This window comes from Microcystis sp. M049S2 (genome assembly GCF_020245625.1).
In the GTDB taxonomy this organism is placed as follows: Bacteria; Cyanobacteriota; Cyanobacteriia; order Cyanobacteriales; family Microcystaceae; genus Microcystis; species Microcystis ichthyoblabe_A.
The window spans coordinates 1-15,219 of record NZ_JADBUN010000162.1; the positions used below are offsets into that span (position 1 = coordinate 1).

The 15,219-nt window shown below is 44.1% G+C and carries 8 protein-coding genes; 7 read left to right on the forward strand and 1 reads right to left on the reverse strand.

All coding sequences use genetic code 11. The features are described 5' to 3' along the window. Positions 1 to 284 precede the first annotated feature (284 nt). The 4 genes from IM496_RS14290 (at position 285) to murI (ending at position 7,048) form a co-directional block, all read left to right on the forward strand. Entirely contained in the window at positions 285 to 1,805 is a 1,521-nt protein-coding gene (locus IM496_RS14290) for a methyltransferase regulatory domain-containing protein (RefSeq protein WP_287662295.1), read from the forward strand. Between the two features lie 628 nt (positions 1,806 to 2,433). Beyond that, a complete protein-coding gene (locus IM496_RS14295; protein ID WP_194018375.1) occupies positions 2,434 to 3,822 on the forward strand; it encodes a cation:proton antiporter in 1,389 nt (462 codons plus the stop codon). 414 nt (positions 3,823 to 4,236) lie between these two features. Further along, positions 4,237 to 6,135 carry an N-acetylmuramoyl-L-alanine amidase gene (locus IM496_RS14300; protein ID WP_287662297.1) on the forward strand — a complete coding sequence of 633 codons (1,899 nt, stop codon included), beginning with the start codon at positions 4,237 to 4,239 and terminating at the stop codon, positions 6,133 to 6,135. A gap of 100 nt (positions 6,136 to 6,235) precedes the next feature. Next, positions 6,236 to 7,048, forward strand: coding sequence for a glutamate racemase (murI, locus tag IM496_RS14305; RefSeq protein WP_104395739.1), 813 nt, complete (start codon positions 6,236 to 6,238; stop codon positions 7,046 to 7,048). Between the two features lie 1,007 nt (positions 7,049 to 8,055). Here murI and IM496_RS14310 read toward each other — a convergent pair. Continuing rightward, entirely contained in the window at positions 8,056 to 9,171 is a 1,116-nt protein-coding gene (locus IM496_RS14310; protein ID WP_353737642.1) for a fatty acid desaturase, read from the reverse strand. Positions 9,172 to 9,575: 404 nt separating this feature from the next. On the opposite strand from IM496_RS14310, the gene IM496_RS14315 reads away from it, so the two are divergent. Genes IM496_RS14315 through IM496_RS14325 form a run of 3 tightly spaced genes read left to right on the forward strand, consistent with a single transcriptional unit; the run spans position 9,576 to position 14,935 of the window. Beyond that, positions 9,576 to 11,087, forward strand: coding sequence for a VMAP-C domain-containing protein (locus tag IM496_RS14315; protein ID WP_287662301.1), 1,512 nt, complete (start codon positions 9,576 to 9,578; stop codon positions 11,085 to 11,087). A 6-nt stretch (positions 11,088 to 11,093) separates the two neighbouring features. Beyond that, positions 11,094 to 12,053: an AAA family ATPase gene (locus IM496_RS14320; RefSeq protein ID WP_287662302.1), complete on the forward strand. Its 960-nt coding sequence runs from the start codon at positions 11,094 to 11,096 to the stop codon at positions 12,051 to 12,053. After that, a complete protein-coding gene (locus IM496_RS14325) occupies positions 12,050 to 14,935 on the forward strand; it encodes a formylglycine-generating enzyme family protein (protein ID WP_287662303.1) in 2,886 nt (961 codons plus the stop codon). The genes IM496_RS14320 and IM496_RS14325 overlap by 4 nt, the downstream gene beginning before the upstream one ends. Positions 14,936 to 15,219: the final 284 nt, after the last annotated feature.

Consider the following 15,219-nt stretch of genomic DNA (forward strand, 5'->3'; position numbering starts at 1 on the left):
CAGGTGGTCAACTACCTAATTTTCAGGGAAAAAGTACCTGAATTTTCCCCCCGATCACTCCAAGTCCCAGTACTTTTTGATTGACAAAAAGTCTAAAAGTCTTACCCAACAAGGTTTTTAGATTTATTCAGCAAACCCTAACTACCTCTTGCCTCTTGCCTCTTGCCTCTTGCCTTTTGCCTCACCTCAACAAGCAATTTAAAGGCGCGGGCAGCTTATCTGGCTCTTTTCCTGTATAATCAAGTCTTAATTTTATGACTTGCCATTATATTTGAGGAAAATCTATGAGTTGGACAGAAGGATATGTATCGGAAGTTAACTACACTAGCGGCTTTTACGGCGAGTTAAGTCCCCTAAAATTAGGTTTAGCCACTCTAATTAAATCCATTCAACCCCCCGATTCTAGCCAAGAATTTACCTATTGTGAATTGGCCTGTGGTCAGGGTTTTACCACGAATATTTTAGCGGCTACCTATCCCCACGCCCAATTTTATGCCAATGATTTCAATCCTAGCCATATCGCCACAGCTAGAGATTTAGCGGCCAAGGCGGGGATGAACAATATTCTTTTCTTTGATGATAGTTTTGAGGAATTTTTAGAGCGAGATTTACCTCAATTTGATTTCATTAGTCTGCACGGAATTTATAGCTGGATTAGTGCCAGAAATCGCCAAGCAATAGTTAATTTTATTCGCCGCAATCTAAAGGTGGGGGGATTAGTTTATATCTCCTATAATGCCCTTCCGGGTTGGTCAGCAGCGATGCCGATGCAAGCTTTGATGTTGCGTCATGGTCAACACAGTTCCGAGTCAATTTTAACCCGCATTGAACAGGCACTTAATTTTACAGGAGAATTATTAGAGGCTAATGCTAGTTATTTTGTCCAAAATCCAATCTTAAAAAGTCGTTACGAGCGCCTAAAGGAACAAAATCGTTATTATTTAGCTCACGAGTATTTCAATCAGGAATGGAATTCTTTTTACTTCGATGAAGTGGCGAAAGAATTAGAGGATGCTAAACTTAAATATGTGGGTTCCGCTCATATTAATGACCATATTGATACGGTTAATCTCTCTCCAGCAGCCCAAGAAAAATTAGCAAAAATCAGCGACCCAATCTATCGGGAAGTGGTGCGAGATTTCTTTGTTAATAGCCAATTCCGTCGTGATATTTTTAGTCGAGGCTACTTAATTTTAACCAGCCAAGAACAGCTTAAGCAACTACAAGAAACCCAGTTTGCTCTGATTGTTAATCCCGCCAATATCAAGCTCGAGCAGCAGTTCCCCGTGGGAGAAGTTAAGTTACAGGAGACAGTTTATCAGCCAATTTGTGAAGTTTTGGCGGAATCTCCCCAAACTTTACTGCAGCTGCAAAATCACCCCAAAACCTCAAATATTAACTTAAATGGTCTTTACCAAGCTCTGATGATTTTAACTGGTATTGGCTATATTCATCCTGCTGTGGATGAGCAAACTTGCCAACAACGGAAACCATCTACTGATGCTTTTAATAATGCAGTGAAAACCAAAGCTATTCACAGTGAAGAATTAAACTTTTTAGCTTCTCCTTTGATTGGGACTGGAGTACTGGTCAATCGTTTAGAACAATTATTCCTCTTGGCTAAATCCTATAACCAAGATGCAGTACAATTTGTTTGGCAAAATTTGGCAAGTCAAGGCAAAAAAGTGGTTAAAGATGGAAAAACTTTGGAAACAGAGGAGGAGAATATTACTCATCTGAAAACAGTGTACGAGGAGTTTAGTCAAGGACGTTTACTAACATTGCAAAAACTAGGTATTGAGTAAATAAGCTAAGGGACTTGCGCTTTGATAATGTACCTTTTGGGCGAACGCAGTTCGCCCCTACATTGTGGACAAAATCCGTTACTGTAGGGGCGCAAGGAACCTGCGCCCTCTGGTCGATCAGGTTTGCTGATCACCCTAAGTAGGGTTTGCTGAAAAAGTTTTTCGTGGGGGCAGGGTGTGGGGTGTGGGGTGTGGGGTGTAGGGTTTTACCGATTTTCATCTGGTCAATTACCTAATTTTCAGGGAAAAAGTACCTGAATTTTCCCCCCGCTCACTCCCAGGTCCGGTACTTTTGGATTGACAAAAAGTCTAAAAGTCTTATCCAGCAAGGTTTTTAGATTTATTCAGCAAGCCCTAAGTAGGGGGAGAGCCTTCGAGAGCCCCCGCAGCTAAGGGACTTGCGCTTTGATAATATGCCATCTGGCTGGTCTGATTCTTCTACAGAGCGATTTTCTGGCTGGGATATTATTCCCACGCAAGTCCCTAATAGCAAGTCTGACAATTTATCTGACCCTCATCCGGCCACGCCTGAACCCTTGTAGAAGTTGGACAAGGGGCAAAGTTTAATAGGGAATCACTGAATAGGCCGCCAGCTTGTTAGAGTATTGGGAGTAATTTTGAGCGAGCGATGATACTACAGCCTTTCCTTTCTTCCGCTTGGAGTTTTAATTTTCCCCTGTTAGCCTCGGCAGCTACGGCCGAAACTGCCGATAGTGCCTTAGTTTTAGCCTGCGTGCTGCTGAGTTTGACCGTTATTTATTTCGCCTGTAAACTGGGGGGGGAAATATGCGTCCGATTCAACTTGCCCCCCGTGTTAGGAGAATTAGTCGGTGGTGTGATTATCGGGGTTTCTGCGCTAAAATTACTGGTTTTTCCAGAAGGAGGAGCGGGATTCGAGGATTCTCTCCTAATTCACTTCCTACAATCCACTTCCCCCCTCACCCCGGAGCAATCTCCCGCCGTTTTTAGTGCTGCCAGTGAGGTAATTTCCGTCCTCTCGGAATTGGGGGTAATTATCTTGCTGTTCGAGATCGGTTTAGAGTCGGACTTGCAGGAATTAATTCGCGTCGGTCCACAGGCAGCTGCTGTCGCAGTGGTGGGGGTTGCGGTTCCCTTTTTGGTGGGTACTTTGGGTTTAATCTATATTTTCCATCTGGCCACCATTCCCGCTATTTTTGCCGGGGCAGCTTTAACCGCTACCAGTATCGGCATTACCGCCAAGGTTTTAGCAGAAATAGGGCAGTTATCGGCGAAAGAAGGTCAAATTATTATCGGGGCAGCGGTTCTCGATGATATTCTCGGTATTATCGTTCTCGCCGTCGTTGCTTCTTTGGTGAAGACTGGAGAAGTGCAGATTAGCAAAGTAATTTATCTAGTTATTAGTTCTAGCGCTTTTGTGGTGGGGGCGATCCTGATCGGTCGTTTTTTAAGCCCCTTTTATGTTCAATTAGTTAATAGCATGAAAACTAGGGGACAATTGCTCTTAGTTTCCCTAATTTTCGCCTTTATTCTTGCCTATATTGCCCAAGTTATCCAATTAGAAGCGATTCTCGGTTCCTTTGCTGCGGGCCTAGTCCTAGCAGAAACGGAAAAGCGATCGGAATTGGCAGAACAAGTGTTCCCGATCGCCGATTTATTTGTACCGATATTTTTCGTCTGTGTGGGGGCAAAAACCGATTTAAGTGTGCTTAATCCCGCTATTCCCAGCAATCGAGAAGGATTAGTCTTGGCCGCTTTCTTAATTGTCGTCGCTATTTTGGGTAAAGTGGTGACGGGGTTAGCCGTTTTCAGTAAGGAAAAACTCAATCGCTTGGCGATCGGAGTTGGCATGATTCCCCGGGGTGAAGTGGGTTTAGTCTTTGCTGGAGTCGGGGCTGCTAGTGGCGCTTTATCCCCCGCTACCGATGCGGCCATTATTATGATGGTGATCTTGACTACCTTTATCGCTCCGCCCCTGTTAAGGTTAGTATTTAAAGAACCCACCGCCAGTCCTCAATCAGTGAGCAGTGAGCAGTGACCAGTGACCAGTGGCAGTGTTAAGTTACCAGTAGCAGTGTTAAGTGGCACTAACAGTGCCGTCTTTTCATTGATAACAAGGGCCGAATCTAAATCCTAATTTGTTAAGCTAAAAGCTTTCATGGACTTAGTTTCTAACCTTATTTTTAGGTAGGAGAATTGCCAGATTCTTTTTTGGAGCCTCTTGCCTATTACCTTCAGAAGCTGATAACTGATCACTGATAACTGATGACTGATAACTGATAACTGATCACTGATCAGAAACATAGCAGACCATGCCAACGTCCCATAAGCTTGTTTTTATTGATAGTCATTCTCAGAGCATTAAGGGAGCTATGGATGGCAAAAAATCGACAAAATCGTCCATTTTTACCGAAAAAAGGTAATTGATAACCGAGCAACGGGAGCATCGATCGTGAGATTTCATTGGTTATTCCTAAGCGCATTAACTTGGTTGCTGGTGGCGGCCCCTGCTTGGGCAGGCAAGCTCGTCTTTTGGCGATTCGACACCAATGAGAATCGTCTGGTGTTCACCACCGACAATCGAGTGCAACCGCGAGCGCAAATGATCACTAACCCCACCAGGATCGTGATCGATCTGCCCGGGATCAAGTTAGGGCAACCCAATATTAACCGGCCCATTGGCAATATCGTCAGAAGTGTCCGTATCGGTCAATTTGATGCGGAAACTACCCGTTTAGTGATTGAATTAGCCCCCGGCTACACCGTCGATCCTCAACAGGTAAAAATTCGCGGAATTTCGCCCACCCAATGGACAGTGGAACTGCCAGAACCCCAACCGATTCGGGAGGAAACGCAACCCCCCGTTACCCCCGATCCCACACCTCCCCCCGATCGCGGTTCCACCCGTCCCACTCCCCCACCTCCAGTTAGCCAGACGGACAACAACGATGATTTTCAGGTCACTCGCAATGGTCTTTTTGTCCGTTTAGAGCAAAATGGTGATGATCGATCAATCCGCAGTCAACGCAGCCGGGACGGCAAAAAAATCGAATTTGAATTACCCGGGGCCACTTTACCCAGCAGTCTCGCCGGTCAAACTATCCCCGTCAATCGCTATGGGGTCGGTGATATTCAATTCAGTCAGACTGCCAATCAACGGGCCAAGATTTCCCTGAGCGTTAATAAAGATAGCCCCGATTGGCAAGCTCTCTATAGTCGTTTTGGTGGCTTGGTTTTACTGCCCAGGGGTGGTCTGGGTTCCGTGGATAATATCTCCTCACCTCCCCCCACTCGGGCCAGCAATCCCAATCCTCGTCCCAATAATCCCCCCCCGAAAACTGCCAATAATCCCCCTTCTAGCAATCGTTTGGCCACGATCTCCTCGATCGATCTGGCGGGTAATAACGATCGCCTCTTAATTCGTGGGGATTCACCCCTGAAAGCTAACGGCAGTGTTAACCGGGATGGGGTCTATGAACTACGCATCGAAAATGCTAAGTTAGCCGAGTCTTTTCGCGGTCCGCGCTTCGGTCGCTCTAGTCCCATCTATCAATTGCGGGTACGTCAGGAAAGCGCCAATAAGGTGCTGATTTTGGTACAGACCGCAGCAGGGTTTCAATTCGGTCGCCTCAATCAATCGGACAGTCAAACCCTAGCCCTAGAATTGTTCTCCTCCCGCAATTCTAGTCCCGTTTCTCAGGTTTCTGACTCCACCACTATACCTGTTCCTTTACCCGCCAATACGGGGCAATTTAACCCACCGCCGCGCCCCTCTAACCCCACTCCTAATCCCCCCCGACAACGCAATGGCCGCTTTTTGGTGGTGATCGATCCGGGCCACGGTGGTAAGGATCCGGGGGCGATCGGAATTGGTGGCCTTCAGGAAAAAAACGTGATTCTGCCCATTTCCCTAGAAGTCACCCGCATCCTGCAACAACAGGGCATCGATGTGCGTCTAACTAGAGATAGCGATTTTTTTGTCACCCTGCAAGGGCGCACGGATCTGGCTAACCAGATCGATGCCGATCTATTTGTCAGTATCCACGCTAACTCTATGGGGAAAGCTCGACCAGATGTCAACGGCATAGAGGTGTATTACTTTGGTGATCGCCGTTTGTCGGACACCATCCATCGCAATATTGTCCGTAGTGTCGATATGCGCGATCGGGGGGTGCGTCGGGCTCGTTTCTATGTGCTGAGAACCTCGAAAATGCCCTCTACCCTCGTGGAAGTGGGTTTCGTTACCGGCGCTGAGGATGCTGCTAAGTTAGCCAATGCCAACTTTCAACGACAAATGGCGGCGGCGATCGCAGGAGGGATTATTGAATATATTCAACGAAATCTCCGTTAATGATTAAATCATTGGAGCATTAGTTTACCAATCAAAAAATCCGTGTTTTAATATCATCAAATAAAGCTATTTTAGATCAGCGTTTTCCTCGATATTATCTATGAGAGAATCACAACTTAGTCCGATTGGTGTGTTTGATAGTGGTGTGGGTGGACTGACCGTTTTAAGGGAGTTGTATAAACAACTGCCCCAAGAATCGATTCTCTATTTCGCTGATACCGCTAGACTTCCCTACGGAACCCGTTCTAAAGGGGAAATTATCGAATTTGTCCGGGAAATTCTCACTTGGATGGGTGAGCGCCGGGTGAAAATGGTGATTATGGCCTGTAATACCAGTTCCGCCTTGGCTTTAGAAGAAGTAAGGGCCGAATTTAAAGATTTACCAATTTTGGGGGTAATTTTGCCCGGGGCCAAAACTGCCGTTAAACAAGGAAAGCGCATTGGGGTGATTTCTACCCCGGCTACGGCTAAAAGTAATGCCTATAAACACGCGATTCAAGAAATCGATCCTACTGCCCAAGTTTGGCAAATTCCCTGTCCTGAGTTTGTACCTTTGATCGAGGCTAACCGCATTTTTGACCCCTACACCACACAAGTGGCTAGGGAATATCTTCAGCCTTTACTAGCAGAAAATATTGATACTCTGGTCTATGGTTGTACCCATTATCGCCATCTTTCCCCGGTTTTACGTCGTCTTTTGCCTAGTTCCGTGCGCTTGGTAGATCCCGCCGCTTCCGTTGTCCGAGCGGCGGAAAAAGAGCTAGAATTATTAGGTCTAAAAAATCTCGAAACACCCCTACCTACTAACTTCGCAGTTAGCGGTGATCCTGATACTTTTGCCCGTTTATCTCGTCAATGGCTAGGTTTTTCTCCTACGGTAGAAAAGGTTTATTTACCTGTCCCCGTTTTATAGCCGTCAGCCTTTTCAGTGAGCAGTAATCAGTTAGAAAAGGCAGAAGACAAAAGGCAAAAGGAAACCAGATCCTTGCCCCCATCTCCTGACTACCGACTCCTATCTCCCCACTGATAACTGATCAGTGATCAGTGATTAGGAGTTGATTTTAGCTTTTTTTGCGATCGCTAGTAAGAGATAGATCACCAGTAGATACACCATTGGTAACACTAAGGTCATGGTAGGCATTGTTTGATTAGGGAGGAGAGAAGATAGTTAAAATTAGGTAGGCTCGATCTTTCCCCATTGATCATTGAATGACTAGCGACAAGAAAACCGCCCAAATCTGCAAACAGATCGAGCTTATCCGTCAGTCACTCTGCCAAGGGACTAGGATCGAGTTGGACAGGTAATCGTCTTCAACTCCATTCTTTCCACCAAAAACCGACGAGAAAAAAATCCTCATCTTAACAATTTATAGGTGAGAACTGGGGGTTAATTTCTCGCAACTGCCACTATCAACTTAACATAAGTTGTCAAGGACTGGGAAAAAATTTTTTAATACCATTTTTCAAAAGTAATGGCAGAGATGGTTAATTTCCCTCACCCCCAACCCTTATCCCCTTCTGGGAGAGGGGAGTAATACTAAATCCGTTGAGTATAGGCTACTTATAAAAGAGGGGCAAAAGGCAAAAGGGGGAATAAATGATCAGTTTTTAATAAGCAGATTTAGTATAAAATACCTGCCAGAAATAAAGAAAAATGATATAAGAAACCCAACAAAAAGTAATGAGAGGAGAGGAATAGCGAGTGCCGATTCAGACAGATAAGATTGAGACTATCAATCCCAGAGTTCATAAGGATTTTGTCGGTCTGGACTGTATCAGACTTATCTGAAATGACTATAACCATCAATCCCGCGTCTTTGGGAGAGCATTCCTTCAAAAGCTTTCAGAAATGAAATAGCCCTGCACCAAAAAATACCCAAGAGATTCTCAAAACTCTCTTGGGTATAAAATTAGATTAATTTAGCTTTTTCCCCTTAAACTAAAACCGACAAAGACGTAGTTTAAAGCGTTTCGGTATCCCCAAACCTCAAGGAATTGATAACGCTGCCATCCTTTCACCGAGCCAGTCTGAAAAGCTCTTAGGGTGTATAGTTGGTTAGCCCAGTTGTGATCGTTTGGTATAGCATGGTGAACACAGTGCGCCCCTAGGCTAACTGGAAGGATGGTCAGCCGGATAAAGACTGCTCCCACTAATTCCCTTGACCATTTTAACCACTCTAACCAGTGGTCCGAGTGCGGAGGATAAGCACCCAAATATAGGGCAAAAGATTTACCAATTACCTGAGATTTAGCTCCCTCATTCTCATCGGCTTCATAGGCCCAATTATGCTCCGGTAGCTGTTGCAAGAGTGCGGCTGCATAGGTTCCGAGTTGGGTAAATACTGCCCAGAGTAAGCAGATTAAACAAGAATGGGTTAAACCCGCACAAACAGAGGCAAAGAAAAGCACAATCAGGGTAGCTATTTGGTAGTTAATGGGAGCTTTAAGGAGATTAGTCAGGCGAGAAAGGAAGGTTTCTCCGTAAAACTTGGGAGAGAGTAATAACTTGCCCAAATTTTGCCAATAGAAGGCCTCTTCTTGGGCAAATTCAAAACCTAAATCTTCTACTAAGTAGGGGGTATTCCCCTTGTCATTCATGGTAGCTAGGTTTTTCGGCGGGTGGTGAATTAATAGGTGATCTTTTTTGAACAATGGAAAGGGCTTTTTCCCGGTAATTAAGGTAAGTAAACAACCTAAAAGATGGTTATAAGTGGGATATTGAGGGAAAAAAGCATTATGGGCGCAAAAGTGGGCTATTTCCTGCAATTGAGCCGCTCCAGCTACGGATAGCACCCATCCTAGGGGTATTAATTGCCAGTGGCTAAGAGCGATCGCTAATCCGCCTATATACTGGAGTATGCCATAGAGTAATTCTAAGGAGGGGGTGCTTTTCCAGAGAGGGGGGGTAAGGTAGTAGCCTGTTAGCCAGTCAAAGAAAGCTTGTACGAGACGATTATCGCTGAGTTGGAGCATCCCTAGGCGTGGATTATCCCTTAAAGCCGATGCTTGTGTTGGGGTGGGTTTTTTCAGTATCATGACAGTAGAAAATAAGTTGTACTGTCCTGAAAATGGTTAAATAACCAAATTCAGGCGGTTTTATTAGCTGTGCAGCTGTTCAATTTCTCGGTAGTGCTGGACTAATTGCCCATCACTAAAAAACGGCTTTGGAGAGATTTCTATCTCGATGGCGAGATTAATTACCCAAGCTTCTTTGGGTACATACCCCAAGCGATTTTTTAGCCTCTGGGTTAGTGATTTAATCTGGTAGTTTGAGATCTACATAAGCTCTGAATTAGACTACACTTTTAGCTTATTTCTAGCCCTTTTAATTGTCGAGGTGGTTTTTGTAGCATTTAGTAGTCAATTTGCCAAAGTATCATTAAGTAGCTAAAAGTAGCATTTTGTGAATTGTATTCTTAAAAGGAGAACCACAAGTACAAATGGGAGATAGAAAACCTAAGCCAGAAATTCCAAGTTCTTTAGGCAAAGAACTGTTTTTAAGCTGTGTGGAAAAAGTGATTCAATTGATAGAGCCTAATGGTATTACATCTATTCAAAAATGTTTAATCGAAGGGTTCGCACAGGGTTGGACTTATGAACACATAGCAAGAAAGTACGACTACTCCGAGGCGACGCTGAAAACGCACGCATCTCAAACTTTTTTTCCATTACTTGCCCAGGCATTTAACAAGGGATTAGAAAGAGATATAGAAAAAGTTAACAAGGCCAATGTCATCTCATTGGTTGAAGAGTATAATAGAAAAATAAGTGATAATGGGACTTTTTTACAGGATAAACTTAAAGAAAATAAGACAAAAATTAATATATTTACAGAGCTTAAAAATAACTTGTCTGGACAACAACAATCAGAACTGAATCGGATCATAAAGTCTTACTTGCCAGATAATGACAATGCTAATTTTGAAAAAATCATCGATAAAATCATAAATATTCGAGATGATAAAGATTTATTAAGAATACTTTTTAGACTTACTCAAGATAGCAGAATTAATAGCGACACTCGCTCATACATTGAACAAACAATACAGGAGTTAAAGAAACTATTAAATATTACTGACACAGATTACAATGCTTGGATAGCAGAGATACCAGCAATTAATGCAGAACCTGACAATCGAGAAAATATTAACAACTATCTAATTATCAAAATAGAGGAGAGTAAAAGTCAAGCAAATACTTCCCCTGAATATAAATTTGCTGCGTGTTTTCTACAGTTAAATACATCTCAAAGTCAAGGAAATAATTATATACCTCTTCCTGTAGATAGTAGCGTTAGCAAAGATGTTTATACTCAAAAAGATATAACGAACATTTTAACAAAAATTATTGAAGATTGTCATGAGAGAGGAGGTGCAAACTTAAATATTGAATTTTTCACCGATGGTAAGCTACTATATACTAACTTTGAATCTTGGGAATACAATTACTTTGATAGCCTAACTCAACTTAAGAGAGTATATTTTGTTAATGTTCGTTCTCTTATGAGATTGGAAAAAATGTATAGTAAAATGCCAGCTTATCAAAATTGGAAAAGTAGATGGGAGAGATTAACAACAAATTCTATAGATACACAAACAGTTAATAACAGCGAGTCCTATTTGTGCCAAGAAACAACTCTATGGAGCAATCTTTGCGCTTCAACTCAAGAGGATTTAGAGCAATTCTTTAAAAGAAGCTTAAAATATGGCATACCTTTAGCTGTTGGGTCGCGCTGTCATGCTCAGGAAGCAATTCACAGAACAGAAATTAATACACTCTTACAGGGTATTCAAATTAATCAATTGTCCACAAGAGTTCAAGAGGTGAGGCGACAATCACCAGATAATTTAGAAGATGAACCCGAACATCTAGGACATCATCTATTATGCTTTTTAGAAGACCCTAATCGGATGCCCCCCTTCCACTACTTAACATCTCAGCACCTAGGTTAACTAACTATGAGTTCATGGAAAATCTTTCAAGGCAATCATCAAAAACGCTCAAGGGATGAGATTCCCTGGCCAGAAATCCCACCTTGGCGAAGCTTCGCCACCAACAAATCCGAGGAGCGGGGAAAACAACTCATAGTTAACGATAAAACCATCGAAACCGTAAACGCAGCCATTCACCTACGCCGGCCTATTTTAGTCACAGGGAAACCGGGTACAGGGAAAACCTCCCTAGCCTACGCAATCGCCTACGAATTAGACTTAGGAGAAGTATTAGTCTGGCCAATTAATACCCGCACCACCCTACAAGAGGGATTATACTACTACGACGCGATCGCACGTTTGCAAGATTACCAATTAGAAGAAAAAAAAGACATAGGGCAGTATATCCGCTTGGGTCCCTTGGGGACAGCCCTCTGTCCGAGAAATTATCCCCGGGTACTGCTTATCGATGAGATAGATAAAAGTGACATCGACTTACCCAACGACCTCTTAAACCTTTTTGAAGAGGGAAAATTTGAAATCACCGAACTTTCCCGACTCGCTAAAGATACCGAAAACCAACCAATACCAGTACAAACCCATGACGGTGAATGGGAATCCATCCCCCAAGGCAAGGTAAGCTGCCAACAGTTCCCCATAGTGATTATGACGAGCAACGGCGAGAGGGATTTTCCCCTACCCTTTAAACGTAGATGTCTGCTCTTAGAAATTCCCGACCCCACCCCAGAGGAACTAAAAGAGATAGTAAAAAGCCACTTTGATTATAAAGAGGCCAGTCCAGAAAGTAAAAAAATAGAAGCAGCGATCGCAGAATATGTTAAAAAACGAGAAAAAGGGCAACTAGCAACGGACCAGCTTTTAAACGCCGTCTTTATGAGCATGGGCGAAAATAAACCCACAGGTGCAGAATTAAAGTCCCTTACCGACCTACTATTTACCTATCTCACCGACACAGGCAATACATGACCCAAACCCTTCCCACACCAGAACTGATTGATAAATTTATCACCTTTGTCAAGGGCAGGGGATGGGACCTAGACAGTTACCAGATAGCTGATAGTTTATGGTGGTATGTTCTCACCCAAGAAGAAGAAGGAAAACCCCAAACCCCTACAGAGCCTAGGGAAGAAAAGGAAGAAACCCCGACCGCTAAAAACCCCTCCCAGGAGAGTAAAAACAAAACCCAAGAGTCACCAGCCCCATCGGATGAAGTTCCCTTAATACGCGAGACAGAAGCACAAAAACAGCCTGAGAAGATAGGCGCAGACACCCTACCCATTAGCATCCCCGATGCCAAATTCTGGCGAGAAACCCTAAAATTAGGGCGGGCAGTGCGTCCCCTCATCCAAAAGATAGACTCAGCCACCCAAAGACAAATAAACCTAAACAGCACCGTACAGAAATCGGCCGAGTATAGCATCGGCAAGAAAGATGGCAGTTTAGCTCTAATACCCGTTTACCAAGCCAAAAAAGTCCGTTCCCTAGAGGTAGTTTTACTGATTGAAGAATGGGCTTCCATGGTCTTTTGGAAAGAAATGGCCGGGGAAATCCGCGATTGGCTAGAACAAATCGGGGCCTTTCGGGATGTCAAACTCTACCGCATAGGATGGGACGAAGACAGGCAAAATTTAGCCATCCGTACCTACTCTAACGATACTTGCTCAATTCACCCAAAAGATCTCATCCATCCTCGCGGCGAAAGACTTATCCTCTTCTACAGTGATTGTACTTCCCCAGACTGGTATCAAGGACGCTATAACCAAGCTCTTCAGGACTGGGGAAAACACCAAATCGTCACCCTGCTTTCTCCCTTCCCGGAAGCAATGTGGGAAAGAACCGCCCTTAGTCGAGGTTGGTTCGTCTCCCTAGTCAACCAAACCCCCCGGAAACCTTCACAAAACTGGAGATTTACCTCTATCCCCCTGCTACTACAAATTGAGAAGGAAGAGGAAAATCAACATATTCTCAGAGAAACAATCCAAAAAACCTACTTTCCCCTACCCACCATCTCCCTAACCCCTTCATCCTTAAAAGCTTGGGCGCTCGTTGTCAGTGGTGACAGCAACGCCACCTGTGCGGGGGTACTACTAGAAAAATCTCCCCAAAACAGAGAAATACCCGCAACTATTTCTCCGGAGATGTCTAGGAAGCAAGCTCTAGAACTATTCGCTAGTACCGCCTCACCTCTAGCTTGGGAATTACTGAAAAAATTAGCCGCAGCCCCGGTAAATCTTCCCATCATCCGTCTTATCCAAAGCAAACTTTTAAGCGCCTCTAACCCCCTAAACATAGCAGAAGTCATCCTTAGCGGTTTTCTTAAAGTCTATCTAGGAGGGGAACCAGTGAAGTGGGACAAAGGAGGTAAATTTAACTTTCATACTCCCCCCAACAGCCTAGATTTTGAATTTGATGATGAGGTGAGAGAGCTTCTGCTCACTGAACTAGGGAATAGCCGCGCCTTAGAAGTAATTTTTGTCCTCTCGGAATACATCGCCCAAAAACTTAACCTGAGTACCACCACCTTTTTTGGTCTTATTCTTACCAATCCCCAAGTTCTCCTCGGCAAAGAAGCAGCTAATCTAGTTCGCGCCTTTGCCAAGGTGTCTGCTAAGGTTTTCCAAAAGCTAGGGGAAGCAAAGTACCAAGAAATTAGCCAAAAGCTGCAATCTATGGTTGACTCACCTCCACCCCCACCGGTTGAGGAAAAGTGGCTGAGGAAATATAAAACCGTAACCATAGCTAAGGTAAAAGAGCTTACGGGAGGAGAGGAAATATTGTTTCAACTGCTCAAGCATAGACTTAAGGATTTCAGCGTAGAAGATGGGGAACTGTATCAGCGTCTTCGTTTAACCCCTGAGCAGCTTAAAATTTTGGCAAGCGAAGAAATAACCGCCGAGACAATGCCAGTCCAGTTTAGGGAAGTCTTGGATAACACAGAAGAAGAAATCATCACCGAGAAATTTAACCTAACCCTGTTCAAGTCTGAAACCGTTTTTGTGGATGAGACGGGACAAATTACCGCTAAAGAACCCGTGAGAGCCTTTTACTTTGAAGAAAATCCCCCCAGCTTAAAAATGCTCTATATTCCTTCGGGGGAGTTTTGGATGGGAACCGAAGCGGAGGAAATAGCGCGGCTAGGGGAAAAATACGGGGGGGATTGGTTTCAACGAGAATCCCCCAGACATTTAGTAAAAATCGCCCCGTTTTACCTAAGTCAAACTCCGATTACCCAAGCTCAATGGTTATATATTGCCCAAAGAAAAGATTTAAAAGTAGAGCGAGATTTAAACCCAGAGCCATCGCGGTTTAAAGGCAGCACAAACCCCGTTGAAAATGTATCTTGGTTAGATGCCATAGAATTTTGCCAAAGGCTCTCTAAAATGACCAAGAAACAGTATCGGCTGCCCAGTGAGGCGGAATGGGAGTATGCTTGTCGTGCTGGAACCACCACTCCCTTCCACTTCGGAGCAACCCTCACCTCAAATTTAGCTAACTACAATACTACGCAACGCTTTGCTAGGGAACCAGCAGGAGAATATCGTGCGAGAACCACCCCCGTTGGGCAATTTCCCCCCAATGGTTTTGGTTTGTATGATATGCACGGCAATGTCTGGGAGTGGTGTCAGGATGACTTCTGGGAAAATTATCAAGGCGCACCTAATGATGGTAGTCCTCGGCAAGAAAAGAGCAAAAAACAGCAAAATCAGGCAAAAAAAGCTCTGCGGGGCGGTTCCTGGGGCTTCAATCCGGATTACTGCCGTTCCGCTTGCCGCTACTACTTCAACCGCCGCGTCAACGGCAGCTACTTCGGTTTTCGGGTGGTGTGCGGTGCTGGGAGGACCCTGTAACCCTTTTTCTCTTTTTTCCCTTTTTACCCTTTTTCTCTTTTTCGATTTTTTTGAACAAATGTACTATATGAGGTTGGCTGATCAGTAGCTGGTTATAATTAAATTGAAGACGGGTTTTGATCCCCCCTGCCCCCCTTGATAAGGCTATCCATTAGTCACATCTTTCTTAACATAAAATTTGACAAAAAGAGAAAAGTGTGCGAGATGGCTCAAGGGGGTTCTATGGGGGAACTAATTTGATGAGATAGTTTCCAAGTCTCGCTGATATCATGTAACCTTCGCAG